Annotated in this window: 30 protein-coding genes and 1 pseudogene; 10 read left to right on the top strand and 21 right to left on the bottom strand. The window is 52.8% G+C overall.

Translation table 11 applies throughout. The features are described 5' to 3' along the window. Positions 1–22 precede the first annotated feature (22 nt). The 14 genes from rpsH to rplC form a co-directional block, all read right to left on the bottom strand. The gene (gene rpsH, locus V0288_RS09580) at positions 23–424 is read right to left on the bottom strand and encodes a 30S ribosomal protein S8 (protein WP_332864862.1); all 402 of its coding nucleotides are present in this window, start codon (positions 422–424) and stop codon (positions 23–25) included. An 86-nt stretch (positions 425–510) separates the two neighbouring features. Next, entirely contained in the window at positions 511–1,056 is a 546-nt protein-coding gene (gene rplE / locus V0288_RS09575; protein WP_332864861.1) for a 50S ribosomal protein L5, read from the bottom strand. A gap of 117 nt (positions 1,057–1,173) precedes the next feature. Next, the gene (rplX, locus tag V0288_RS09570; protein ID WP_332864860.1) at positions 1,174–1,527 is read right to left on the bottom strand and encodes a 50S ribosomal protein L24; all 354 of its coding nucleotides are present in this window, start codon (positions 1,525–1,527) and stop codon (positions 1,174–1,176) included. A 170-nt stretch (positions 1,528–1,697) separates the two neighbouring features. Further along, a complete protein-coding gene (gene rplN / locus V0288_RS09565; RefSeq protein ID WP_332864859.1) occupies positions 1,698–2,066 on the bottom strand; it encodes a 50S ribosomal protein L14 in 369 nt (122 codons plus the stop codon). Between the two features lie 17 nt (positions 2,067–2,083). After that, positions 2,084–2,329 (bottom strand): 30S ribosomal protein S17, encoded by a 246-nt coding sequence (gene rpsQ, locus V0288_RS09560; protein WP_332864858.1) that lies wholly within the window; start codon positions 2,327–2,329, stop codon positions 2,084–2,086. A 6-nt stretch (positions 2,330–2,335) separates the two neighbouring features. Next, positions 2,336–2,551 (bottom strand): 50S ribosomal protein L29, encoded by a 216-nt coding sequence (gene rpmC, locus V0288_RS09555; RefSeq protein ID WP_332864857.1) that lies wholly within the window; start codon positions 2,549–2,551, stop codon positions 2,336–2,338. Continuing rightward, positions 2,551–2,970: a 50S ribosomal protein L16 gene (rplP, locus tag V0288_RS09550; RefSeq protein WP_332864856.1), complete on the bottom strand. Its 420-nt coding sequence runs from the start codon at positions 2,968–2,970 to the stop codon at positions 2,551–2,553. Before rplP ends, rpmC begins: the two co-directional genes overlap by 1 nt. 14 nt (positions 2,971–2,984) lie before the next feature. Beyond that, positions 2,985–3,713 carry a 30S ribosomal protein S3 gene (gene rpsC, locus V0288_RS09545; RefSeq protein WP_332864855.1) on the bottom strand — a complete coding sequence of 243 codons (729 nt, stop codon included), beginning with the start codon at positions 3,711–3,713 and terminating at the stop codon, positions 2,985–2,987. A gap of 27 nt (positions 3,714–3,740) precedes the next feature. Then, positions 3,741–4,100, bottom strand: a complete 360-nt coding sequence (gene rplV / locus V0288_RS09540) for a 50S ribosomal protein L22 (protein ID WP_332864854.1) — start codon at positions 4,098–4,100, stop codon at positions 3,741–3,743. A gap of 32 nt (positions 4,101–4,132) precedes the next feature. Continuing rightward, a complete protein-coding gene (rpsS, locus tag V0288_RS09535) occupies positions 4,133–4,414 on the bottom strand; it encodes a 30S ribosomal protein S19 (protein WP_332864853.1) in 282 nt (93 codons plus the stop codon). Positions 4,415–4,420: 6 nt separating this feature from the next. Continuing rightward, entirely contained in the window at positions 4,421–5,254 is an 834-nt protein-coding gene (rplB, locus tag V0288_RS09530; RefSeq protein ID WP_332864852.1) for a 50S ribosomal protein L2, read from the bottom strand. Between the two features lie 33 nt (positions 5,255–5,287). After that, positions 5,288–5,590: a 50S ribosomal protein L23 gene (locus V0288_RS09525; RefSeq protein WP_332864851.1), complete on the bottom strand. Its 303-nt coding sequence runs from the start codon at positions 5,588–5,590 to the stop codon at positions 5,288–5,290. After that, positions 5,583–6,215 (bottom strand): 50S ribosomal protein L4, encoded by a 633-nt coding sequence (rplD, locus tag V0288_RS09520; RefSeq protein WP_332864850.1) that lies wholly within the window; start codon positions 6,213–6,215, stop codon positions 5,583–5,585. The genes V0288_RS09525 and rplD overlap by 8 nt, the downstream gene beginning before the upstream one ends. A gap of 18 nt (positions 6,216–6,233) precedes the next feature. Beyond that, a complete protein-coding gene (rplC, locus tag V0288_RS09515) occupies positions 6,234–6,872 on the bottom strand; it encodes a 50S ribosomal protein L3 (protein ID WP_332864849.1) in 639 nt (212 codons plus the stop codon). A 394-nt stretch (positions 6,873–7,266) separates the two neighbouring features. Between rplC and V0288_RS09510 the strand changes: the two genes are divergently transcribed. From V0288_RS09510 to V0288_RS09500, 3 genes are all read left to right on the top strand, one after another. Next, entirely contained in the window at positions 7,267–7,464 is a 198-nt protein-coding gene (locus tag V0288_RS09510; RefSeq protein WP_332864848.1) for a hypothetical protein, read from the top strand. Between the two features lie 143 nt (positions 7,465–7,607). Beyond that, positions 7,608–7,973: a nucleotidyltransferase family protein gene (locus V0288_RS09505; RefSeq protein ID WP_332864847.1), complete on the top strand. Its 366-nt coding sequence runs from the start codon at positions 7,608–7,610 to the stop codon at positions 7,971–7,973. Next, complete coding sequence (locus V0288_RS09500; protein WP_332864846.1) at positions 7,963–8,304, top strand: HepT-like ribonuclease domain-containing protein; 342 nt, start codon at positions 7,963–7,965, stop codon at positions 8,302–8,304. The genes V0288_RS09505 and V0288_RS09500 overlap by 11 nt, the downstream gene beginning before the upstream one ends. A gap of 251 nt (positions 8,305–8,555) precedes the next feature. Here the strand turns inward: V0288_RS09500 and V0288_RS09495 are convergent, their stop codons facing one another. After that, positions 8,556–9,098, bottom strand: coding sequence for a hypothetical protein (locus V0288_RS09495; RefSeq protein WP_332864845.1), 543 nt, complete (start codon positions 9,096–9,098; stop codon positions 8,556–8,558). Between the two features lie 81 nt (positions 9,099–9,179). Continuing rightward, positions 9,180–9,521, bottom strand: coding sequence for a 2Fe-2S iron-sulfur cluster-binding protein (locus V0288_RS09490; RefSeq protein ID WP_332864844.1), 342 nt, complete (start codon positions 9,519–9,521; stop codon positions 9,180–9,182). A 62-nt stretch (positions 9,522–9,583) separates the two neighbouring features. Between V0288_RS09490 and cimA the strand changes: the two genes are divergently transcribed. Then, positions 9,584–11,251, top strand: a complete 1,668-nt coding sequence (cimA, locus tag V0288_RS09485; RefSeq protein ID WP_332864843.1) for a citramalate synthase — start codon at positions 9,584–9,586, stop codon at positions 11,249–11,251. A 44-nt stretch (positions 11,252–11,295) separates the two neighbouring features. On the opposite strand, the gene V0288_RS09480 is transcribed toward cimA, so the two are convergent. Next, positions 11,296–12,282 carry a zinc-dependent alcohol dehydrogenase family protein gene (locus V0288_RS09480; protein WP_332864842.1) on the bottom strand — a complete coding sequence of 329 codons (987 nt, stop codon included), beginning with the start codon at positions 12,280–12,282 and terminating at the stop codon, positions 11,296–11,298. Between the two features lie 273 nt (positions 12,283–12,555). Between V0288_RS09480 and V0288_RS09475 the strand changes: the two genes are divergently transcribed. Continuing rightward, positions 12,556–13,446 (top strand): N-acetylmuramoyl-L-alanine amidase-like domain-containing protein, encoded by an 891-nt coding sequence (locus V0288_RS09475; RefSeq protein WP_332864841.1) that lies wholly within the window; start codon positions 12,556–12,558, stop codon positions 13,444–13,446. Here the strand turns inward: V0288_RS09475 and lpxC are convergent. From lpxC to purC, 4 genes are all read right to left on the bottom strand, one after another. Further along, a complete protein-coding gene (gene lpxC / locus V0288_RS09470) occupies positions 13,443–14,255 on the bottom strand; it encodes a UDP-3-O-acyl-N-acetylglucosamine deacetylase (RefSeq protein ID WP_332864840.1) in 813 nt (270 codons plus the stop codon). The two genes, V0288_RS09475 and lpxC, sit on opposite strands and share 4 nt — an antisense overlap. A 179-nt stretch (positions 14,256–14,434) precedes the next feature. Beyond that, positions 14,435–16,297, bottom strand: a complete 1,863-nt coding sequence (locus V0288_RS09465; protein ID WP_422661945.1) for a BamA/TamA family outer membrane protein — start codon at positions 16,295–16,297, stop codon at positions 14,435–14,437. Continuing rightward, entirely contained in the window at positions 16,179–16,871 is a 693-nt protein-coding gene (locus tag V0288_RS09460; protein WP_332864838.1) for a hypothetical protein, read from the bottom strand. The genes V0288_RS09465 and V0288_RS09460 overlap by 119 nt, the downstream gene beginning before the upstream one ends. Positions 16,872–16,966: 95 nt before the next feature. After that, positions 16,967–17,701, bottom strand: a complete 735-nt coding sequence (gene purC / locus V0288_RS09455) for a phosphoribosylaminoimidazolesuccinocarboxamide synthase (protein WP_332864837.1) — start codon at positions 17,699–17,701, stop codon at positions 16,967–16,969. Between the two features lie 257 nt (positions 17,702–17,958). Here purC and V0288_RS09450 point away from each other — a divergent pair, with 257 nt between their 5' ends. The 5 genes and pseudogenes from V0288_RS09450 to V0288_RS09430 form a co-directional block, all read left to right on the top strand. Further along, on the top strand, positions 17,959–18,264 hold the full coding sequence (locus tag V0288_RS09450) for a DUF7219 family protein (RefSeq protein ID WP_332864836.1): 306 nt from the start codon (positions 17,959–17,961) through the stop codon (positions 18,262–18,264). A gap of 264 nt (positions 18,265–18,528) precedes the next feature. Beyond that, a complete protein-coding gene (locus V0288_RS09445) occupies positions 18,529–19,899 on the top strand; it encodes a 1-acyl-sn-glycerol-3-phosphate acyltransferase (protein ID WP_332864835.1) in 1,371 nt (456 codons plus the stop codon). Positions 19,900–20,095: 196 nt separating this feature from the next. Then, on the top strand, positions 20,096–20,314 hold the full coding sequence (locus V0288_RS09440; protein ID WP_332864834.1) for a hypothetical protein: 219 nt from the start codon (positions 20,096–20,098) through the stop codon (positions 20,312–20,314). A 68-nt stretch (positions 20,315–20,382) separates the two neighbouring features. Beyond that, complete coding sequence (locus V0288_RS09435; RefSeq protein WP_332864833.1) at positions 20,383–20,634, top strand: winged helix-turn-helix transcriptional regulator; 252 nt, start codon at positions 20,383–20,385, stop codon at positions 20,632–20,634. Positions 20,635–20,717: 83 nt separating this feature from the next. Next, positions 20,718–21,374, top strand: a pseudogene (locus V0288_RS09430) (transposase); the annotation flags it as partial. Positions 21,375–21,417 lie beyond the last annotated feature (43 nt).

The following is a 21,417-nucleotide window of genomic DNA, read 5'->3' as shown; positions in this document are numbered from 1 at the left end:
ATAGTAGGGATCTACCGAATCCTTACCAGATGTAACAGAGGATCTCGCCGCCGACGTTTTGTTTACGGGCTTCCCGATCGGTCATGATGCCTTTGGAAGTCGAGACGATGGCGATCCCGATACCGCCGAGGACACGGGGAATATCTTTCGAGGGAGAGTAGACACGCAAGCCCGGTTTACTGACCCGTTGGAGGGTGGTGATCAGGGGTTGGCGATTTTTGCCCTTGTATTTCAGGGAAAGGACGAGATGGGTTTTGAGACCTTCGCCGACTTCCTCGAAGTCTTCGATGAAGCCCTCTTCTTTCAACACGCGGGCGATGCTCCGGGTGATGCGGGTGGTGGGGACTTGGGTGGTGGGATGCCGAACCGCGCAAGCGTTGCGGATGCGGGTCAGCATATCCGAGATGGTATCGTTAGCAGACATGAATTTCCTGTTTTTCTCCTATGGGGGATCAACAATCGATCGGGGGGAGGGGGCTTCCTGTCCGGTGTCAGGAGATCCCGACCCGCTTATTTGTCGCGGAAGGGCATTCCCATCTCTTTGAGCAGGGCGCGGCCTTCTTCGTCGTTGTTCGCGGTGGTGATGATCGAGATGTCCATACCGCGGATCTGGTCGATTTTGTCGTATTCGATTTCCGGAAAAATCAATTGCTCGCGGATGCCGAGGCTGTAGTTGCCGCGACCGTCGAAACTGTTCGCGCTAATGCCGCGGAAGTCGCGAATGCGGGGCAGGGCGAGGTTGATCAGTCGATCGAGGAAGGCGTACATCCGATCACCCCGGAGCGTGACCATCACGCCGACGGGCATTCCCTGACGGATCTTGAAACCGGCGATCGCTTTTTTGGCGCGGGTGACGACCGGTTTCTGTCCGGTGATGGTGGCGAGTTCGGCGAGGGAGGATTCTAGGGCTTTGGCGTTTTGCGACGCTTCCCCTAACCCCCGGTTGACCGTCACTTTGATCACCTTGGGAACCTGATGGATATTCTTGTACCCGAATTGTTCTTTCAATTTCGGGACGATCGTTTCTTGATAGGTGTTTTTGAGTTTCTGGGGCATGGGTTTTGTCCTTTGTTCCTGGGCTTTGTCAGGAAGTTCTCGTGAATTCACCGAGTCAGGAGGGAGAATACAACAGCGATCGTGATTCCAATCGCTCCCGAGTCTCTCCCGCTCGAATTAATCGATGATCTCTCCGGTTTTCTTCAGCACCCGTACTTTTTTACCCTCTTCGGTGAAGGTGTAGGAAACGCGGCTGGCGATTTTCTGTTTGTTGGAATAGAGCATCACTTTGGAACTGTGGATCGGGGCCTCGTAGGTAACGATCTGACCCGATTCTCCTTCCTGTTGGGGTTTAACGTGCTTGGTGCGGATGTTAACTCCCTTGACGACCACTTCGCTTTTTTGGGGGATCGCGCGCAGGATCTCGCCGACTTTCCCCTTGTCAGAACCCGCGATCACCTGAACGGTATCGCCTTTCTTGACGTGCATCTTGTAACGCTCGGGCGCGGTTTGTTTTTTCTTTTGACTCATGTTCGTTGACCTAACGGCGGGAAAGTTAGACGTTTTTCAGTCGATAAAGTGTTGGTTTTCGTCCAGGGCTGACCGTTAACTGGAAAAGCAAAATACAAGATTTAAAACTCCTGAATTCTGGCTCCTGTCTCCTGACTCCTACCCTCTCGAAAAATCTATAAATCTATCAACTAAAGAACCTCGGGTGCTAGAGAAACAATTTTGGTATAGTTTTTATCTCGCAATTCCCGCGCTACCGGTCCGAAAACCCGCGTTCCCTTGGGGTTGCCGTCGTTGTTGATGATCACGGCGGCGTTGTCGTCGAAACGGATGCTCATGCCGCTATCCCGGTGCAGGGTTTGCTTGGTTCGGACGATCACGGCCGTTACCACGTCGGATTTTTTCACGGGCATATTGGGGATCGCGTCTTTTACCACGGCGATGATCTTGTCACCGATGCCGCCGTAGGTACAGTTCCCCGTCCCGAGCACGCGAAGACACATCAGTTTACGCGCGCCGCTATTGTCCGCGACATTGAGATAGGTTTGTTGTTGAATCATGGTTGGTATCCCGGTTCCTAGGCTTTGTCGGTGAGAATTTCCGCCACGACCCAACGTTTGGTTTTACTGAGGGGTCGGGTTTCGCGGATACGGACTCGATCGCCTTCTTTGGCTTGATTTTCCTCGTCGTGTGCCTTGAATTTCTTGGTATTGACGACAATTTTTCCGTATTTGGGGTGAGGAGAGCGGTTTTCAATGGCGACGACCACGGTTTTATCCATTTTGTCGCTAACCACCACTCCAACTCGTTCTTTAACTGCCATATCTCGTTATCCCTCCTTCTGGGCGGCTAACTGACGTTCCCGTTCCACGGTCAGCAGTTGGCCGAGACGGTGACGGGTGTGGGTGAACTCGTGGGTTTTTTCCAGGCGACGGGTCGCCTGTTGTAGACGCAATTCAAATAATTTTTTCTTGGCCGCGAGAATTTCATCGGCGATCTCGTCATCGCTTAACTTCCTCACGTCGGCGATTTTCGGTAAGGCCATTAGATGTAACCCTCCTCGCGGGTGATAAATTTAGTCTTGATCGGTAGCTTCTGGGCGGCTAGACGCATCGCTTCACGGGCTACGGGTTCGGCGACCCCGGCGATCTCGAACATGACAAAACCGGGTTTCACCACCGCTACCCAGAATTCCGGGGAACCTTTCCCGGAACCCATCCGGGTTTCCGCGGCGCGTTGGGTGACGGGTTTATCGGGGAAGACGCGAATCCAGATTTTTCCACCCCGTCGGATGTAACGGGTCATGGCGCGTCGGGCGGCCTCGATCTGACGGGAGGTAATCCAGCAGGGTTCGGTGGCTTGCAGGGCGAAATCGCCGAAGTTGATGCTATTTCCCCCGGTGGCCAGCCCTCTCATGCGACCGCGCTGTTGTTTGCGGAATTTCGTTCTTTTTGGACTTAACATCGTGGTTGATTTCCCTATTCGTTAGAAGAGCGGTCTTCAAATTGCTGGCGGCGACGCTGTTGGCGACGCGGTTCGCGCGGGGCGGCGGCGACGGGGATTTCTTCTTGACCGGGGATGATCTCGCCCTTGAAGATCCAGACTTTCACGCCGAGAATGCCGTAGATGGTGCTGGCGGTTTTGTAGGCGAAATCGATGTCGGCCCGCAGGGTGTGCAGGGGAACCCGTCCCTCGCGAACCCATTCGGTACGGGCGATTTCCGCCCCGTTGAGGCGACCGCTGACCTGGATTTTGATTCCTTTTACTTCGGCCCGTTGGGCGCGTTGAATCGCCTGACGGACGACGCGACGGAAGGATACCCGACGCTCTAGCTGTTGGGCGATGTACTCGGCGATCAGGTTCGCGTCGGCATCGACCCGCGCCACCTCGATGACGTTGATACGGATCTGGCGATTGCCACCGAGGGCGGCTTGCAGGCCGAGACGTAACTGCTCGATGCCACTGCCGCCGCGACCGACGACCACGCCGGGGCGGGCGGTATGGATGGCGATATCGACCTGATCGGCTTTCCGCTCGATGCGGATGTCGGCGATACCGGCGTTCGCGAGGTTTTTCTCGACGTATTTACGGATTTTGCGATCTTCTTGCAGAAGTTCGGGGTAACGTTTCGGGTCGGCGTACCAGCAGGATTTATGATCCTTGATAACGCCGAGCCGAAAACCGAGGGGATGGATTTTCTGTCCCATTGCGATCCTTGTACGAGTGGTGAAGGGTTAGTCTTCGACGGCCGGGGCCACGGCGACGGTGATATGACAGGTAGGTTTGCGAATCTGGTAGGCTCGTCCCTGCGCTCTCGGTCGGAAACGTTTCATGGCGGGGCCTCCGTCGGCGAAGGCTTTGCTGATGACGAGGGTGGCGGGATCGAGTCCTTCGTTGTGTTCGGCGTTGGCCACGGCCGATCGCAGGACTTTGAGGATCGGCTCGCAGGCGCGATAGGGCATGAATTCGAGAATGATCAGGGCTTCCCGATAGGAGCGACCGCGGATCTGGTCGAGTACCCGTCTCACTTTGAGGGGGGACATCCGGATATAGCGGGCGATCGCTTTGACTTCGTTGGAGGTGTCGATGGTCATGACGGTGAATCGGTAATCGTTAGTTTTCTCGCTTATCTCCGGCCCGCTTTCTTGTCGCTCTTGGAGTGACCCCGGAAGGTGCGGGTGGGGGCGAACTCGCCGAGTTTATGACCGACCATCTGTTCGGAAACATAGACGGGAACGTGTTGTTTCCCGTTGTGAACGGCGATCGTGTGACCGACCATTTCGGGAAGGATGGTCGAGGCGCGCGACCAGGTTTTGATCACCTGTTTACTGTTCTGCGCGTTGAGTTTTTCGATTTTTTCGAGGAGGTGACCGGCGACAAACGGCCCTTTTTTCAGTGAACGACCCATAGTTAATTACCTTTGATTACGACGACGGACGATCAGCGCGGTACTGCGTTTTTTCTTGTCACGGGTCTTACGACCGAGCGCGGGTTTACCCCAGGGGGTCATCGGGCCAGAACGTCCGATCGGCGCGCGACCTTCTCCACCTCCGTGCGGGTGATCCACCGGGTTCATGACGCTACCGCGAACGTGGGGACGTTGACCGCGGTGGCGAGTTCTTCCCGCTTTACCCAGGGTGATATTTCGGAATTCGGCGTTGCCCACTTTGCCGATCGTGGCGTAGCATTCCTGACGCACCATGCGGACTTCTTTGGAGGGTAGGCGCAGGGTGACGTAATCTCCTTCTTTGGCGACGACCTGGGCGAATCCACCGGCGGCGCGGACCATCTGACCGCCGCGACCCGGAGTTAGTTCGATGTTATGAACTTCTGTCCCTAGGGGGATGCGGCCGAGGGGAAGGGCGCAACCGACCTCGAAGGGAGCGGATTCCCCGGCGAGTACGGTATCGCCGACGGATAGGCCGGCGGGGGCGAGAATATAGCGTTTTTCGCCGTCTTTATAGAATAGGAGGGCGATGCGGGCGTTGCGGTTGGGATCGTACTCGATCGCCGCGACTTTCGCGGGAACGTCGCGTTTGTCTCTACGGAAGTCGATGATCCGGTAGAGGCGTTTATGTCCGCCGCCGCGGTGACGACTGGTAACGATACCGCGGTTGTTACGTCCCTGTTTACTGTGTTTGTAATAAGTAAGGGACTTTTCCGGTTCGGTTTTGGTGACCTCTTTGTAGTCGGAGATCGCCGCTTGTCTTGTCCCCGGCGTTAGGGGTCTAAAGGAACGAATACCCATAGTTTAGTTTTCCGTTATCGGGTTTCTGATTGCTTACACGTCGGGGTAGAGGGTGATCGAGTCGCCTTCGGTGAGGGTGACGATCGCCCGTTTGTATTGGGGTTTGTAACCGATGAAGCGTCCGACGCGTTTTTTCCGACGGGGCGGACGGCTGGTGTTGACTTTGGTTACTTTGACATCGAATAACGCCTCGATCGCCGCTTTGATTTCCGGCTTGGTGGCTTGGGGAACCACGTCGAAGACGTATTTGTTCTGTTCGAGTAATAGGGTCGCTTTCTCGGTGACGATCGGTTTGAGAATCAGATCGACGAGATCGCGCGCGTCGCGTTTAATCACCGTATACCTCCTGAATTTTGGCGAGAGCTTCGGCGGTGGCCACGACCCGATCGGCCACGATCACGTCGTAGACGTTCAAGCTGTCGGCCCGAACGATTTTGAGCGTCTCGATATTGCGCCCGGAAAGATAGATGTTCTCGGGGATTTCCGTGAGGATCAGGAGAACTTTCTCGTCTTTTTCCACGCCCCAACGGGTGAACGCGGCGTTTAACTCTTTCGTTTTCGGTTTGGCGAACTGTTCGGCGAAGTTCTCGACGACGATGAGGTTTTCCGCCTGACTATCGAGCGCGGTTCTCAGGGCTAACCGTTTTTCTTTGCGGTTGACTTTGAGATCGTAGTCTCTGGGTTTGGGTCCGAAGATCACGCCACCACCGCGCCAGAGGGGAGAGCGGATCGAGCCAGCGCGGGCGCGTCCGGTTCCTTTTTGCCGCCAGGGTTTGCGTCCCCCCCCTCTCACTTCGGCGCGGGTTTTCGCCGAGGCGGTTCCCTGACGGGCGCCCGCGAGATGGCTGACGACGACACGATGGACGAGGGATTTGGCGACTTCCGGTTTGGCGACCTTGAGTTCGAGGGTGGCGTTTCCCGCTTCCTCTCCGTCCCAATTTTTAATAACAACGTTAACCATTTGCCCGGTTCCTACTGATTACTTACCAACTTTTTTGGCGGGGGTGATATTTAACAGGGTTCCCGCTTTGCCGGGGACGGCTCCTTTGATGAGGATCAGATCCCGTTCGGCATCGACCCGAACCACGGTGAGACGGCGGATGGTCACTTGTTCGTCGCCGTAATGTCCCGCCATCCGTTTACCGGGGAAAACGCGACCGGGAGTGGTTCCCGCGCCGGTCGAACCGGGGAGACGGTGGTTTTTGGAACCGTGGGTCATGTTGCCGCGTTTGAAGTTGTGGCGTTTTTGATAACCCGCGAACCCTCGTCCGATGGTGTTTCCCGCGACATCGACGAGATCGCCGTCTTTGAAGATATCGGCTTTGATCGTCTGTCCCAGTTCGTAGGAAGAGGCATCGTCGAGGCGATATTCTTTGAGATGACGCACGGGTTCGGCGCCCGATTTGGCGAGATGCCCGAGTTCGGGTTTGCTGAGCGCTTTTTCTTTGACGGTTTTAAATCCGACTTGAATGGCTTCATAGCCGTCGGTTTGTTTGGTTTTCACTTGGGTGACGGGACAGGGACCCGCTTGAACCACCGTGACGGGAATGGCGACTCCCGTGGCGGTGTCAAAGATTTGGGTCATGCCCAGTTTCGTACCGAGGATACCGACAGACACGGCTTTTCCCTTTTTCTTTACTAGACGACATTCAAAAATAACGTGGCCGTGACTATAGGGGTGGGAAAGGGATTCCCCACTTTATCAGCCCGCCAAACTTAAACGATACCGAGTCGGTTCTTTAAGATGGATTTACGTTAAATTCGAGATAAAGGTGTAATCGGGGTGTCCTGAGACGTTTTAAGCCGATTACGGTGGTTTTTGACCGTTTACTCTTCGGGACTTAAAGGATTTCCTTCAGTATCCTGAAGTGGTCGCGTGACGGGCGGCGATCGCTGAAGACCGCTTTAGCCACGATCATATAGTATAGGGCAGGGGAGTTCGATCGATCAAGGGTTTCGGGAATTTTTTCTCGGGGGGCGATCGAGGTTAGGATTTCGCCAGGAGAGCGAGTATGACCAGTATCACCCTGACTTTATCGCCCGAATTGGAAGCTAGATCGCGAGATCTCGTGTTCGAGCGAGACAAGGAGAGTATCCGTCAGTTATTAGCGGAGGCTCTGATTCCTAATGTGAAAGAATTGTTAGGACGCTCGATGAGTCCTTTAGATATTGAGGAGTTCGAGGCGGAGGCCGATACGCTTGGCGGCTGAATTAGCGGAATATCTCGGCGCGGACGCTCCTATTCTGTCCGATCACGCGGTTAGTCGCAAGGGAATTTACGAGGATCATCCGTAATGGCGGATTATCTATTAGATACCACCAATTCAAAACTGAAACGCATCAACCTCAAAAATTGACAGACAAAGGCTCATCAGGTATTGTCTTCTATATTGATTTATCTAAGGAATATAGGGAATCAATAATGAATAGCGAAGCGGTTTTAACCTGTTTACGTCGCCATCAAAACGAATTGCAAAAGAGAGGAATTCTACACGCCGCGGTCTTTGGTTCGGTTGCGAGAGGGGAGACGAAGGAGGGTAGCGATATTGATATTCTGATTGAAATCAATCCAGAAATTCCAATGGATATTTACGCTTATTCTAGCTTAAAACGCTATATTGCTGATTTATTCCCTATTTCGACGGATGTAGTCAATCAAGCCGCCTTAAAACAAGGGATCGGTGTTCAAGCACAAAAGGATGCGTTGTATGCCTTCTAAAGATCCTAAAATTTCTCTCAATGATATTAAAAAAAATATCGAATTGGCACGTCAATTCGTGGCAGATTTATCTTTAGATGATTTTCTGAACGATCGAAAAACTTTTTATGCTGTCATTCGCGCACTTGAAGTGATTTCCGAAGCCTCTCGCCGTTTGCCCGAGTCTTTTCAAGAAAAACACCCAGAGATTCCTTGGGCAGATATTGCTGGTGCGGGGAATGTTTATCGTCATGATTATGAGGAGGTGCTGGAAACAATGGTCTGGCAAACAGTTCAGCATTCTCTAACCGCTCTAGAGAAAGTCGTCCAAGAGGAATTAGATCGTTACTAACTATATCCAATCAGAAATAATAGCGGAGATTAGAAATTTTCGAGAACAGATCAAGAAAAATATCTATAGAAATCTCGCTTTAAAAAATTAAGATAAAACCGATATGGTTGAAAATTTATTCTGCCAAAATTTCAGTTATGGGAGAATTTATGGAAGAATTGTTTGAGATTCCTGATACGTCGAATATTTCTCTAAAAAATGCGCTTTTAGATGATTGGTTTTCCGATTGAAATGTGGGATGGATTTAAGCGCTAAGGGAGCGATCGAGCGGTGGCGATCGCCCAAGTGTCAACGAGTAATAACAAGACCGTGAGAACGAATAAAATCCCGTACATCCAAGGTTGGGAAAGGGGACGGATATCGGTCATGTCGAGATTCGTTTTTTCCTCGATGATTTTTACCAGTCGCGCGAATCCCGCGACTCGCATCGGTAATAAATAGACTTTTTCCGAGGAACGGGAGCGGAAATAATAGACAAGTCCACCCTGTCCGGTACTCCGACATTTGAGATCTTGAATATCCGACCATTCTAAAGACCAACCGGAACGGAAAAAACGGGGAAACCAACGCGGGTAGGTGACTTGAATTCCCGTTTCGTTGACAATTACCCGCTCGCTTAATGCTCCGTATAACGCGAGTAATCCTAGACCGATTCCTATCCAGAGGAGATTCGGAGAAACTGGGGAATTTGTTACCTCGGAGAGAAACGGTAAGGGAACGGTTAACGCCACGTATAACGTTAATAAAGTGATCCGAATAATCGGCGAGATTCGGAAAATGCTGGATTCATTCATCGGAATTCAATATTTAACTGCATCTGAAAGTTAGTAAGGAATCGCAAAAGAATCGCGAATATCTGATAGCTAATCGCTATATTATTCATTTTCTCGCAAATTTGCGAGTCGATCGCCCTGTCCCCAAAAACCATCGTATTTTTTCACCTCGATATCTCCGAATACTTTTACCTGACAGGCGAGACGGCGGTTTTTCGCGGGAGAATGGGGGGGTAGGGAAAGACGCGCTTTTTCTTTCCAGTTGATTTCCGATACCTCGCCGGTGATTTCCACGGCACAGGTCCCGCAACTACCGATCCCGCGACAGTTAATCAACGCCGAACCGCCATTGTAGAGAGAAATGTCATGTTTTAATAATACGCGACGTAAATTCTCGCCCCGATCGCAGGCGATCGAGGTTCCGCGAACTGTTATCGTAGGCATTAGAGGGGTGATTTTGTTTCGCTACAGACGTTACATAATATTAACACTTATTGACGGTTTCCATGAAGAATGATAAGCGGGTTTGGTTGTACGACACGACCTTGAGAGACGGAGCGCAAAGAGAGGGGATCTCGCTATCGCTAGAGGATAAAATCACGATCGCCAGGGAACTCGATCGAATGGGAATTCCCTTTATCGAGGGAGGATGGCCCGGCGCGAACCCGCGAGACGGACAATTTTTCTGGAAACTACACGAAGAACCTTTAGAACGCGCCGAATTAGTCGCTTTCTGTTCCACCCGCCGCCCGAACGTTCGCGCCGCGGAAGATAAGATGTTACAGGCGATTCTAGCCGCCAAAACGCGCTGGGTGACGATTTTCGGCAAATCGTGGGATCTCCACGTCACGGAGGGGCTAAAAACGACCCTAGAGGAGAATCTCGCCATGATCCGGGACACGATCGAGTATCTCCGGTCGCGGGGGAAACGGGTAATTTACGACGCGGAACACTGGTTCGACGGCTATTTACAGAATCCCGTCCACGCGATCGATACCCTGAAAACGGCGATTTCCGCGGGTGCGGAATGGCTGGTTCTCTGCGATACCAACGGGGGAACCCTGCCGGCGGAAGTTAGCTGGATCGCGGGGGAAGTGCGGGAAAAACTGGCGATCGATCCCGATGACGAAAATTCGCCACAATTGGGCATTCACGCGCATAATGACGCGGGGGTGGCGGTCGCAAACTCTCTGGCGGCGGTAATCGAGGGCGCGCGCATGGTACAGGGAACGATCAACGGTTACGGCGAGCGGTGCGGTAACGCGAATTTATGTACCCTGATCCCGAATTTGCAGGTAAAAATGGGCTATGACTGTTTAGAGACGGAACAGTTAACCCGATTGACGGAAACTAGCCGAAAAGTCAGTGAAATCGTCAATCTCGCCCCGGACGAACACGCGCCTTTTGTCGGTCGTTCCGCGTTCGCGCACAAGGGAGGGATTCACGTTTCCGCGGTGGCGAAAAACCCGCTCACCTACGAGCATATCGCCCCGGAAGCGATCGGCAATCAACGCCGGATCGTGATTTCCGATCAGTCCGGTTTGAGTAATGTACTCTCGAAAGCGAGTAGTTTCGGAATCGATCTCGACAAGAACGATCCCACCTGTCGGCAGATTCTCGATCGATTGAAAGAACTCGAAAGCGAGGGCTACCAATTCGAGGCCGCGGAAGCCAGTTTTGAACTGTTACTGCGGGAGGCTTTGGGACAACGGCAGACGATGTTCGACCTCAAAGGGTTTCAGGTACATTGCGATATGTTGCGAAGCGAGAGCGAGGCGATCGCCACGATTAAAGTAACGGTGAAAGGCGAGGATTTACTGGAAGTGGCGGAGGGAATCGGCCCGGTTTCGGCGTTGGATAAGGCGTTACGCAAAGCTTTAGTGAAATTTTACCCGGAAGTCGCCCATTTTCACCTGACCGATTATAAGGTGCGGATTCTCGATAGCGGTTCGGGAACCGAGGCGAAAACCCGCGTACTGGTGGAATCGAGTAACGGTCATCACCGGTGGACGACGGTGGGGGTTTCTAGCAATATTCTAGAGGCTTCCTATCGAGCGGTGGTGGAGGGGATCGAGTACGGGTTATCGATTCTACCGCGTCGATCAGAGGAGGCAGGAGGCAGGAGGCAGGAGGCAGGAGGTGGGGATTTGGTGGGAAGCCAGATTTCTCGGTGAAAACTTTTCCTCTCCCGCCCGGCTTGTAACCCGTTGTTTTCCGGTCAATCGATCGATAGAACCGCCGCACCTTGAATTGTGCCACTCCGTAGGGCGTTTAAGGCTTCATTGGCTCGTTCTAGGGGAAAAACCTCGATCTCGGTGTGAATGGGAACACGGGAGGCGAGATCGAGGAATTCCTCGCCGTCGGCGCGGGTGAGGTTGGCGACCGATCGAATACTCCGTTCCTCCCACAGCCAACGGTAGGGAAACGCGGGAATATCGCTCATGTGAATGCCCGCACAAACGACCGAGCCACCTTTATCGAGTGCCTGTAACGCCTGCGGGACTAACAGGCCGATCGGGGCGAAAATAATCGCGGAATCCAATTTTTCCGGGGGTAGTGTGTCCGAATCTCCGGCCCAAACCGCGCCCAACTCCCGCGCGAAATCCTGTCCCGCTCGATCGCCAGGACGGGTGAACGCGTAGACGCGCCGGCCCTGATAGCGGGCGATTTGTAGGAGAATGTGAGCGGCCGCGCCGAAACCGTAGAAGCCGATCGATTCCGCGTCGCCGGCCATCCGGTAGGAACGATAGCCGATTAACCCCGCGCATAATAGGGGGGCGACTTGTAAATCGGAATAATTTTCGGGCAGGGGAAAACAGAAATCCGCGTCGGCAACGGTATATTCAGCGTAGCCGCCATCGATACTATAGCCGGTAAACACGGCCCGATCGCACAGATTCTCTCGATCGCTCCGACAGTAACGGCAGTGATGGCAAGTCGAACCCAGCCACGGAACGCCCACCCGCTGACCGATCGCGAACCGGTTTACCCCTTCCCCCAACGCGACGACGCGACCGACGATCTGATGTCCGGGAATTAGGGGGAGTTTCGGTTCCGTTAACTCGCCATCGACGATATGTAAATCCGTGCGACAGATCCCGCAGGCGGTTATTTTTAAGAGTACCTGTCCGGGTTTCGGTTCGGGAACGGGGATTTCTACCGGTTTAAGGGGAGTATTCGCTTTTTCGAGGAGCATCGTGCGCATGGGGATCGCCTCCGAGATAGACGGATTTTCTTTTAGGGTATAACGTTAATCGCGGGCGATCGGCCATCCGGAAATCGTGAGAGATCTATTGTTTTTTACGGGTTCTTGATTATACTGAATACCGCGGGAGCTTTCGGGGTTCGATTCGGGAAAAACCTTGTTAAGTCCGGTTCGGCGAAAACTCTCGAAACCTTGGGTTGTCGGGTTTCCCTCCGTTCAACGCGACCCACGAAAAAAGTAAATTAGTTTCTCACTAAAAAATTGTCAATAGAGATGATTAGCTTTTTTTTGAATTATTATCTGTCGGTAGGGAATGGTGGCGAGGGGTTCGCGAGAATCGCCAATTATATTACAGCCGAAGCGATGCCGGCGATCGAATCCGTGGAGGGCGATCGAGATTATCAAAACCTCGTTCGGTACGCGCGAGAGAAACAATTATCCCGTCAACCGATGGAAATGATTTTACAAAATATCGCCGATCGCTTTCTCGGCGCGACCTATCAAGCGGGATTACTGGATAAACCGCCCACGGAACAATTATTTATCTCTCTGAAAAAATTCGATTGTGTTTTATTCGTGGAAACGGTTCTCGCGTTAAGTCACAATTTCGCGCGAAATGATTATGCCTATTCTTCCTTTAGCCGACAGATAGAAAATCAACGCTATCGCGACGGGGTAATCGACGGTTATTGTAGTCGCTTACATTATTTTTCCGATTGGATCGACGACAATCAACGACGGGGAAATGTTCGGAATCTCACTTCGGAATTGGGGGGGATTTCCCTTAACAAAAAGATTACTTTCATGTCAACCCATCCCAAGTTATATACTCGGTTAAACAATTCCGAGAACTACACTTGTATTCAACAGGTAGAGAAGCGCCTACAAACCCTATCTCTAACCTATATTCCCACGGGAAATATTAAAGCCATTTATCCCCGACTTCGATCGGGCGATATTATCGGCGTTGTCACGAATATCGCGGGACTGGACACGACGCATACCGGGTTCGTTTATCGGGAAAAAAACGGCAATACTGGACTAATTCACGCGTCTCCCGCGGGTCAAGTGACGATCGCCCCCGATCTCCAACGTTACATTTCTCGCGTGGATAGAGCGATCGGGATTTACGTCGTCCGTCCCGTCGATCCTCGCTCGAACTAACCCCGGATCGCCCGCGCCAATTGGACGTGTAATTTATGACTGGCTTTGTAGGCGATATAGTGCGCGGTTGGAATCGTTCCTAGTAAAGTTAAATCGCCGATTAAATCGAGTAATTTATGACGTACCGGCTCGTTCTCGAAACGTAAGGGAGGATTGAGCCATTTTTCTTTATCGCAGACCAGCGCGTTTTCTAAACTGCCACCTTTAATCAAACCCGCTTTCTGTAAATACTCGATCTGATCGGCGAACCCGAAAGTCCGCGCCGGAGCGATCGCCACGCGAAAATCCTCCTCGGCCGGACTCCAACTATGCCACTGTTTCCCGATCGGCCCGTAGGGAAAATCGACCCCGTAGGTAAAGCGTAATTCGGGGGAGGGGATCGCCGATACGAACATATCGCCCTCGTACACCGTGACGGGAGCGGACAGAACAGGAGCCGAACCCGAATCGATCGAGGTAATCCCCGCGCGATCGATCGCCTCGATCCAGTCCAGGGCCGAACCGTCCAATAGCGGAACCTCCCCCCCGTCGATCTCGATCCGCGCCTCGCTCACCCCGCATCCCGTCAAAGCGGCTAATAAATGCTCGACCGTTCTCACCTTACCCTCTCCCGCGACCAACTCCGTCGAGAGCGTCGTTTCCGCGACGGATTCAACCAGAGCGGGAATAAGGGGAACCGAGGTTCGATCGACCCGCGCGAAATAAATCCCCTCTCCCGAATCCGAGGGACAGAGACGAACGTTAACCCGATCGCCGGAATGTAACCCCACCCCCGATAATTCGATCGTTTCTTGAATCGTAGAGCGCATAACTATAGACCTCGTTTATATCTTGAGGGGGCGGGAGGCAGGAGGAGAGGGAGGGAAAAGGTGAAAGGGTAAAGGGGAAAGGTGAAAAGATTAAGAAAGCTCTGTTCCCTTTTCCCCAAAAAACTCCCTCACCTTCCCCATCTTCTGACTCCTGAATACAGACTCCTGACTCCAAGATTTTAGAATCGCTCCCCGATCCCGAAGTGGAGACGGGAACCGCCATCGACATTAAAGCCGTAATCGACGCGAATCTGGCCGAGGGGGGATTGTACCCGAATCCCCAGACCGTAACCGAGACCGGTACCGGGTAAACCCCGAATAACGCCGGGCTGACCGGGGACGGCGCTCTGGGTTCCGAGGGTCGAGCCGAAATCCACGAAAAGCGCGCCACCGACGATCGCCACGATCGGGAAACGGAACTCCGCCGTCGCCTGGACGTAACTGCGACCGCTTCCCAGTTCCCCCTCCGCGTAGCCCCGAACCGAGTTACTACCGCCGATCACGAACGCGTCGTAGGGCGGTAAATCCCCGAGAACGGTTCCCGCCTGGACGTTAAAGGCGAGAGACTGTTGCCCCTTGAAAATTTGCGCGTCGAAAAGCTCGAACGTATTTAAAAACTTAACCGGGATGTAGTAGCTATAACTGCCCCGGAATCGAGTGCCTAAAATACTTCCCGAACCGATCGGCAGGGTTTGCTCCATGCCCAAACGCAACAGCGACCCTTCGGTCGGCTGTAGGGGATTATTCCGGTAATCCCGACTCGCGCCGAAACTGAGGGTAAACAGATCGTCGATCCCGGAGCTAGAGAACGCTAACCGTTGGCTACCGTAGCCGTTAAGCGGGGCGGAAAGGGGCGCGAGATCGCCATTCGCGTTCTCGACCCGGACGTTTTGATAGGAGAATCCCGCCGAGAGTATCCAATCGGGCCGGGTAAAGACATCGGGCGCGAGGGGACGGACGAAAGTAATCCCTCCCCCAGTGCGGACGACCCGCGGGCTATCATTACCGTTGAGGGTGCGGATCGAACTATCGTCACCATCGTAGACCAGGGAGATCGATCGCCGTCGGAATAGGTTCACCGTATAGGAAGTCCGGAAGGGATCGCCCGCGATCCAGGGATCGGTATAGTTCACGTCGAATAACAATTCCCGTTCCCCGAGTTGGAATTCTACCCCCACCGAATGGTTACTCCCCCAGAGATTTCGCTCCTGATAGCTCACGGTTCCGAAGAGACCGCTACTGGAACTAATCCCGGCCCCCGCGGCCAGCGAGCCGGTATTGCCCTCGACCACATCGACGTTCATCACCACCTCGCGCGGGTCGGTTCCCGGCGCGAAAGATAACCGGACATCCTCGAAGAGTCCCAACCCGAAAATTCGTTGTAAATCCTGTTGGGCGGTATTCCGGTTAAAGACATCCCCCGGTTTCAAGCGCATTTCCCGGCGGACAACGTATCGTCTCGTTTTCTGCTTGGCGGGTTCGTCTTCAGAGTTAAAGTATCGAACCTGAATGTCCTCGATTACCCCCTCGGAAATTTCCAGCGTGACGGTTCCATCCTCGCTCACCCGAGGCGAGCCGATCACCTGCGCGAGATCGTAGCCGTTTTTGCTATACCATTCGTTGATTTGATTGACTGCCGTTTTCAGGCTGTTCAGATTGAGGGTTTTATTGTACTGAGGGGAAAAAATCTCCTCGACGACCGCCGGGGGTAAGACGGAGGTGGTCTGGGTTTCCGGGACGATCAGGATACGCACCCGCTGGAAAACGGGGTTCGGCTGAACGTCGAAGGAGATCCGTACCCCCAGGGGAGTATCTTCGGGAACGACGCGAACGTTGGCGAAATATCCCGTGGCGTAGATGGCGTTAATATCTTCCTGAAGTTGCGATCGGGTGGTGGTTCGCCCCGGCCGCGTCCGGATAATGTTATAGACTAAATTCTCTAATTCTCGATCGGCCCCCCGAACCGCCACTTCCGCCACCAATACCCGCGCTTCTTCTTCCGTGGGGGTTTGTTCGGTAGTCGGGGGAGTCGGCGTAGGAATTCCCGGAATGGTCGGTGTTTCCGTCGGGTTTTGCGGTTGGGCGGGAATCGTCGGTGTTTCCGTCGGGTTTTGCGGTTGGGCGGGAATCGTCGGTGTTTCCGTCGGGTTTTGCGGTTGGGCGGGAATCGTCGGTGTTTCCGTCGGTTTCCGTCGGGTTTTGCGGTTGGGCGGGAGTCGTCGGCGTTTCCGTCGGGTTTTGCGGTTGGGCGGGAATCGTCGGTGTTTCCGTCAGGTTTTGCGGTTGGGTGGGAATTGTCGGCGTTTCCGTCGGGTCGGACGGTTGGGTAGGAATTGTCGGCGTTTCCGTCGGGTTTTGGGCTTGGACGGTGGGCGGGAATTCCTCTACCGTCAGTGAGGTCGATCGAGCGGGGGGAGTCGCTTCCCCGTCCGGCGGGGGTAACACTCGCGCGCTCTCTCCCGTAACGGAAGAAAGGGTTTCTACGGTTTCTCCCCTAGCGATTGTCGCGCCGAAGAATGGAGATAAGACGATGAGCGTTACCGTTAATCCTGACAGCAGAGAGTTACCGTTCGCGGCGGAGCGCGCTAGAAGATCGAGAAGTTTTACCACGTCCACACACCCAATTGAACCATGATGGCTTTGTCTGTCTTATCTTACCAAGAGTTTCGTGTAAAACCAGACTAGCCATCAGGCCGATTGTTCCCGCCTCTCTAGCGTGGCAAAAGACGCTCGACTCTCTCTAGAACCCGTTCTCGCACTCGCTCGTAGGCGGATTCCACCTCTCCGAGATCCCGGCGGAAACGATCTTTATCGAGAACCCGCGCGCGGGGGTCACTTTCTTTTTTGTCCCAAAGGCGACAGGTATCCGGGCTAATCTCATCCCCTAGATAGATGTTTCCCGTCGCATCTTTGCCGAATTCCAGTTTGAAATCGACGAGGGTAATGTCACAGGAATCGAAAAACTCGCTCAGGTGTCGATCGATCTGTAGTGCCAGATCCTGGAGTCGATCGATCTGTTCGGGGGTGGCGAGATTCAAGATCCGCAGGCGATCGGGCGTTAACAGGGGATCGCCGAGCGCGTCGTCTTTCAGGTAAAATTCCACGAGCGGGAAGGGTAAAACCGTCCCCTCCGTCAATCCCGTCTGTTTACACAGACTCCCGGCCGCGATATTCCGGACGACCACCTCGACGGGGATAATCTCGATCGCCTTGACCCGCATCTCCCGCGGACTCGGACTATCGATATAATGGGTGGGAATACCCAGAGATTCTAACCATTGAAACAAAGCGGCAGAAATCGCCCGATTGATCTCGCCCTTGCCCGCGATCTGTCCCCGTTTCTGGGCGTTAAAGGCGGTCGCGTCATCTTTGTAGTAAGTGAGCAGGACATTTTCATCGTCCGTTCGATAGAGAATTTTCGCCTTACCCTCGTAGAGTTTTTCCATGATTCCTATCCTTGAAAAGCGGGAAAAATACCGGGAGAAACCCGTCTCGCGATCTGGTGCGCCAACGTGACCGATCCCTCTCCAAATCATCTAAAATTAAGAAACCATTAACGGCTCGATTCCGGATACCGTTATCATCGAGAGCGAGAGGAAGTATTCGATCGGAACCGATGTTTCCTATCGCTAATCGTTTATTATCTCTCGGTAAGATTACCGCGAAACCTAAAAATATTCCGCGAGATCCCTCGTCTACTTCCATGACTCAACCCTCTAACGACGAGAATAATCCCCGGCGGCCCGATCGGGAAAAAGAAAATTTCCTGTTTCCCCGTTCCCGCTATTATGGCGAATTTAAGCCCGAAAATCTCGCTTTTAACGCCAATTTACAGGAATTCGCCCAAAAAGTCAGCTATATCTGTAACCTAGAGACGGCGGGTAAAATCAGCAATCGCGAAGCCTATAAAAAAATTAAAGCCCTCTGGCGGGAACTCAAACAGAGCAAGATCGGCCTGGGCATCGGCAAGGACGGCAACGAGAACGACGCGCCCGACAACGAACCGTAGGCTTCTTGCAACAATCAAAAATCTCTTGTCGCGATGGGAGACAGGAGACAGGAGTCAGGAGTCAGGAGACAGGAGACAGGAGTCAGGAGTCAGGAGGAGAAAGGAGAGGCAAAGAGCTTCCAAGAATATAAAACTGGTATTTCGGTCTAAATATTCTTGAAATTGAGATTTTTTACGTTAAATTCGGCTTTTCATTTTCGCGAGTCGCGGGAGATCTCGTAAAACCTTTGCTACAGTGAGGGAATCCAGCGATCGATCGAGATTATGCCGAATCTATCCACCGGGGCGCGCCCTCCCCTCGAATTTATCCCCCCCGACCTCGATTTCCTCGTCCTGCGGGGCGTTCAAACTCTTTTACCGCTGTGGTTACGAACCCGAACGAATTTACGGCAGATCGAGGCCGATCGGCTGGAAATCCTCGTCGATCTCTATCAACGTTTCCAAGCGGGAAAAATTCGCCTATTCCTAGCCTTCCGTCATCCCAGCGTCAACGATCCTTTCTGCATGGGCTATCTGATGGGGAAATTACTTCCCGAAAAGGCGAGAGAGTTGGGAATCCCCTTAAAAACGCCGGTTCACGCTCATTTTATCTACGATCGGGGGATTCCTCTCTGGGCCGGTTCCGCGGTGGGTTGGTTATACGCGAAATTGGGCGGAACCCCGATTCAACGGGGCAAAAATGACCTGATGGGCTTACGATCGGCCCGGAAACTCCTGTTAGAAGCCGATTTTCCCCTCGCGGCCGCCCCGGAAGGCGCGACCAACGGACACAACGAGATCGTCAGCCCGATCGAACCCGGCATTTCTCAACTCGCTTTCTGGTGCGTGGACGACCTTCGCAAAGCGGGACGGGACGAGGAGGTATATATCCTACCGATCGGCCTGCAATATTTCTATCTAGCGCCGGTTTGGTCGGAAATCGAACAGATTCTCGCGAATATAGAAAGCGATGTCGGGTGTCCCGCGCCCGATCGATCGATCGCCGAAAAAAATTTATACGATCGCCTCTTCCGTCTCGGCGAGAAATTATTATCGCTCATGGAAGATTTTTATCGGGATTTTTACGGTCGTTCCCTGCCGATTATTCCCCTCAATGAAAACGATCCCAATGAAACCCTGTCCCGACGTTTATCGAATTTACTCGATGCCGCTTTACAGATAGCCGAAGAATATTTCCACGTACCCGCGAGCGGCACCGTGATCGATCGCTGTCGTCGTCTCGAACAAGCGGCCTGGGATCGAATTTATCGCGATGAATTAAAACCCGGCCACTCTCTTTCCCCCGTCGAGTCCGCGCTGGCCGATCGGGTGGCCGATGAATCGAATTTACGGATCTGGCACATGAGAATCGTGGAGAGTTTCGTCGCGGTGACGGGTTATTACGTGAAAGAGAAACCGACAATCGATCGATTCGCGGAAACTATTTTATTACTCTGGGATCTCGTCACTCGCATCAAGGGAGGTAATCCTTTTTTCCGCCCGAAAATCGGCCGACAAAAAGCGAAGATCACCATCGGCGAACCGATCTCGATCACCGATCGCTACGCGGAATATAAAAGCGATCGACGCGCCGCGGTGACGAGATTAACCGCCGATTTACAGGCGAGTTTAGAAAGTTCTATCGATCGGCAGTAGGGGAGAAGGGGGAGTTTTTTGGGGGAAAAGGGAAAAGACTACTTTTAAGCCCTTCTCCTTTTCCCTTTCTTTGTCCTACCCCCTACACCCGTCTTTCTCTCTAAAGTTCGATCGAATTCTTTCCCCTCGACGGAAGCATCGATCGACCCGAATCTTTAGCGTGGAGAAAAAGACGGGAATATCCTCGGGGGACACAGTGACCAAAATCGAATCGCCGGAAAATAGTGGCGCGAGAAGTGCCGAGACCGATCGAGATCCTTCGATCGCCCTAGAAGAAGCGCGAAACGCTAACGAGGGAAAATCCCCGAACGCGGCGGGTTCGACCGCTTCCTCGACCGCGGAAGACCACGTTCCCGGTCGTTCCGATCCCGAACCCTCGGATCTCCCCTCATCGGATCACCCCAAACCGGACTAAAAACTTCGGGGAACAAAAAGAAATCGATCGATCGTCAAAGGGCCGGAACTTTTCTGGCTCGATCGATCTTGGCTATCAAAATTATCCGTCCCACTTCCGGGTTAAACACTAGCGATCTCGTTCTCGACCTCGTGCGTCAGAACCCGCGAGGCATTACGGTCAAACAACTGAGCGATCGATTGAATCGCCCCGTTTCCATGATTAACCACTACCTGAAAATCCTCGTGGCCTCCCAACATATCCGGGCCAGAAAAGAAAATAATCAGTGGGTTTATTTTCAGCGGATCGATAATTTAGAAACGGCGGGAAATAGAAAATAGGGAAACTCTAGGACTTACGCATTGACAGAGTGGTAAAATAGTGCTGTCGAAAAATCAGAACCCTTCCCAGGAGGTACAGGACAATTAGAAAAATCACCAAACCCTCGACAGCTAGGTGCGATCTAGACAAGTACAGCTTGTTCCTGCTCTGCGAACCCAAGTTGGGAGGATGCTGTAGGCTCGCGGAAATCTTAGAAGACCTATCTCACGATAGTGTGAATCGGTTTTTACTTCGGGAAAGTTACGAACCAAGGGACTTATTCGCCCTCGTCGAAAAGTTTATCAATCTACAGGGAGGGATTTTAAGCGTTGACGATACCGTCATCGAAAAGCTTTATAGCGACCCGAAAAAAGCGGAATTAATCGGTTATTTTTGGTCGGGGAAATATCATCGAGTGATCAAAGGAGTAAATTTAATCATCCTTTATTATCGAGATGAATCGGGTGAACAAGTTCCCGTCAATTATAGAATTTATGATGTCCGAGAAGGAAAAAGCAAAAATGAATATTTTCGAGAAATGGTAGAGGAAGTAATAAGTTGGGGATTAAAACCTCGACTCGTGACGGGAGACAGTTGGTATTCAGGAGTCGAGAATCTAAAGTTTCTTAGAAACCGGGAACTAGGTTTTCTCTTCGGTATCGCTCAAAATCGAATCGTCTCGGTCGAACCGCGAAAGCCTGTAGCGGTAAACGAGCTGGCGATTCCCACCGAAGGTTCGCTCGTTCACTTACAGCCTTTCTCACAAAGATGAGGTATACTGTGATCGATAGCTAAATTGAACG

Origin of the sequence: Pannus brasiliensis CCIBt3594, from assembly GCF_036688125.1 — a bacterium.
GTDB classification, from domain to species: domain Bacteria; phylum Cyanobacteriota; class Cyanobacteriia; order Cyanobacteriales; family Microcystaceae; genus Pannus; species Pannus brasiliensis.
Note: the sequence above shows the minus strand (reverse complement) of the source record. Positions and strands in the feature narration are given on the sequence as shown.

Bases quoted from the DNA above. Each gene is read 5' to 3' on its own strand.
- V0288_RS09480 (WP_332864842.1), bottom strand. From the start codon at position 12,282: ATGCGCACGATGCTCCTCGAAAAAGCGAATACTCCCCTTAAACCGGTA.
- V0288_RS09475 (WP_332864841.1), top strand. From the start codon at position 12,556: ATGATTAGCTTTTTTTTGAATTATTATCTGTCGGTAGGGAATGGTGGC.
- V0288_RS09500 (WP_332864846.1), top strand. From the start codon at position 7,963: ATGCCTTCTAAAGATCCTAAAATTTCTCTCAATGATATTAAAAAAAAT.
- rplP (WP_332864856.1), bottom strand. From the start codon at position 2,970: ATGTTAAGTCCAAAAAGAACGAAATTCCGCAAACAACAGCGCGGTCGC.
- rplE (WP_332864861.1), bottom strand. From the start codon at position 1,056: ATGCCCCAGAAACTCAAAAACACCTATCAAGAAACGATCGTCCCGAAA.
- rpsH (WP_332864862.1), bottom strand. From the start codon at position 424: ATGTCTGCTAACGATACCATCTCGGATATGCTGACCCGCATCCGCAAC.
- rplX (WP_332864860.1), bottom strand. From the start codon at position 1,527: ATGAGTCAAAAGAAAAAACAAACCGCGCCCGAGCGTTACAAGATGCAC.
- rpsC (WP_332864855.1), bottom strand. From the start codon at position 3,713: ATGGGACAGAAAATCCATCCCCTCGGTTTTCGGCTCGGCGTTATCAAG.
- V0288_RS09490 (WP_332864844.1), bottom strand. From the start codon at position 9,521: ATGCCTACGATAACAGTTCGCGGAACCTCGATCGCCTGCGATCGGGGC.
- rplN (WP_332864859.1), bottom strand. From the start codon at position 2,066: ATGATTCAACAACAAACCTATCTCAATGTCGCGGACAATAGCGGCGCG.
- rplD (WP_332864850.1), bottom strand. From the start codon at position 6,215: ATGGTTAACGTTGTTATTAAAAATTGGGACGGAGAGGAAGCGGGAAAC.
- rpsS (WP_332864853.1), bottom strand. From the start codon at position 4,414: ATGGGTCGTTCACTGAAAAAAGGGCCGTTTGTCGCCGGTCACCTCCTC.
- V0288_RS09450 (WP_332864836.1), top strand. From the start codon at position 17,959: ATGACTCAACCCTCTAACGACGAGAATAATCCCCGGCGGCCCGATCGG.
- rpsQ (WP_332864858.1), bottom strand. From the start codon at position 2,329: ATGGCAGTTAAAGAACGAGTTGGAGTGGTGGTTAGCGACAAAATGGAT.
- rpmC (WP_332864857.1), bottom strand. From the start codon at position 2,551: ATGGCCTTACCGAAAATCGCCGACGTGAGGAAGTTAAGCGATGACGAG.
- V0288_RS09495 (WP_332864845.1), bottom strand. From the start codon at position 9,098: ATGAATGAATCCAGCATTTTCCGAATCTCGCCGATTATTCGGATCACT.
- V0288_RS09510 (WP_332864848.1), top strand. From the start codon at position 7,267: ATGACCAGTATCACCCTGACTTTATCGCCCGAATTGGAAGCTAGATCG.
- V0288_RS09445 (WP_332864835.1), top strand. From the start codon at position 18,529: ATGCCGAATCTATCCACCGGGGCGCGCCCTCCCCTCGAATTTATCCCC.
- rplV (WP_332864854.1), bottom strand. From the start codon at position 4,100: ATGACCATCGACACCTCCAACGAAGTCAAAGCGATCGCCCGCTATATC.
- cimA (WP_332864843.1), top strand. From the start codon at position 9,584: ATGAAGAATGATAAGCGGGTTTGGTTGTACGACACGACCTTGAGAGAC.
- rplB (WP_332864852.1), bottom strand. From the start codon at position 5,254: ATGGGTATTCGTTCCTTTAGACCCCTAACGCCGGGGACAAGACAAGCG.
- lpxC (WP_332864840.1), bottom strand. From the start codon at position 14,255: ATGCGCTCTACGATTCAAGAAACGATCGAATTATCGGGGGTGGGGTTA.
- purC (WP_332864837.1), bottom strand. From the start codon at position 17,701: ATGGAAAAACTCTACGAGGGTAAGGCGAAAATTCTCTATCGAACGGAC.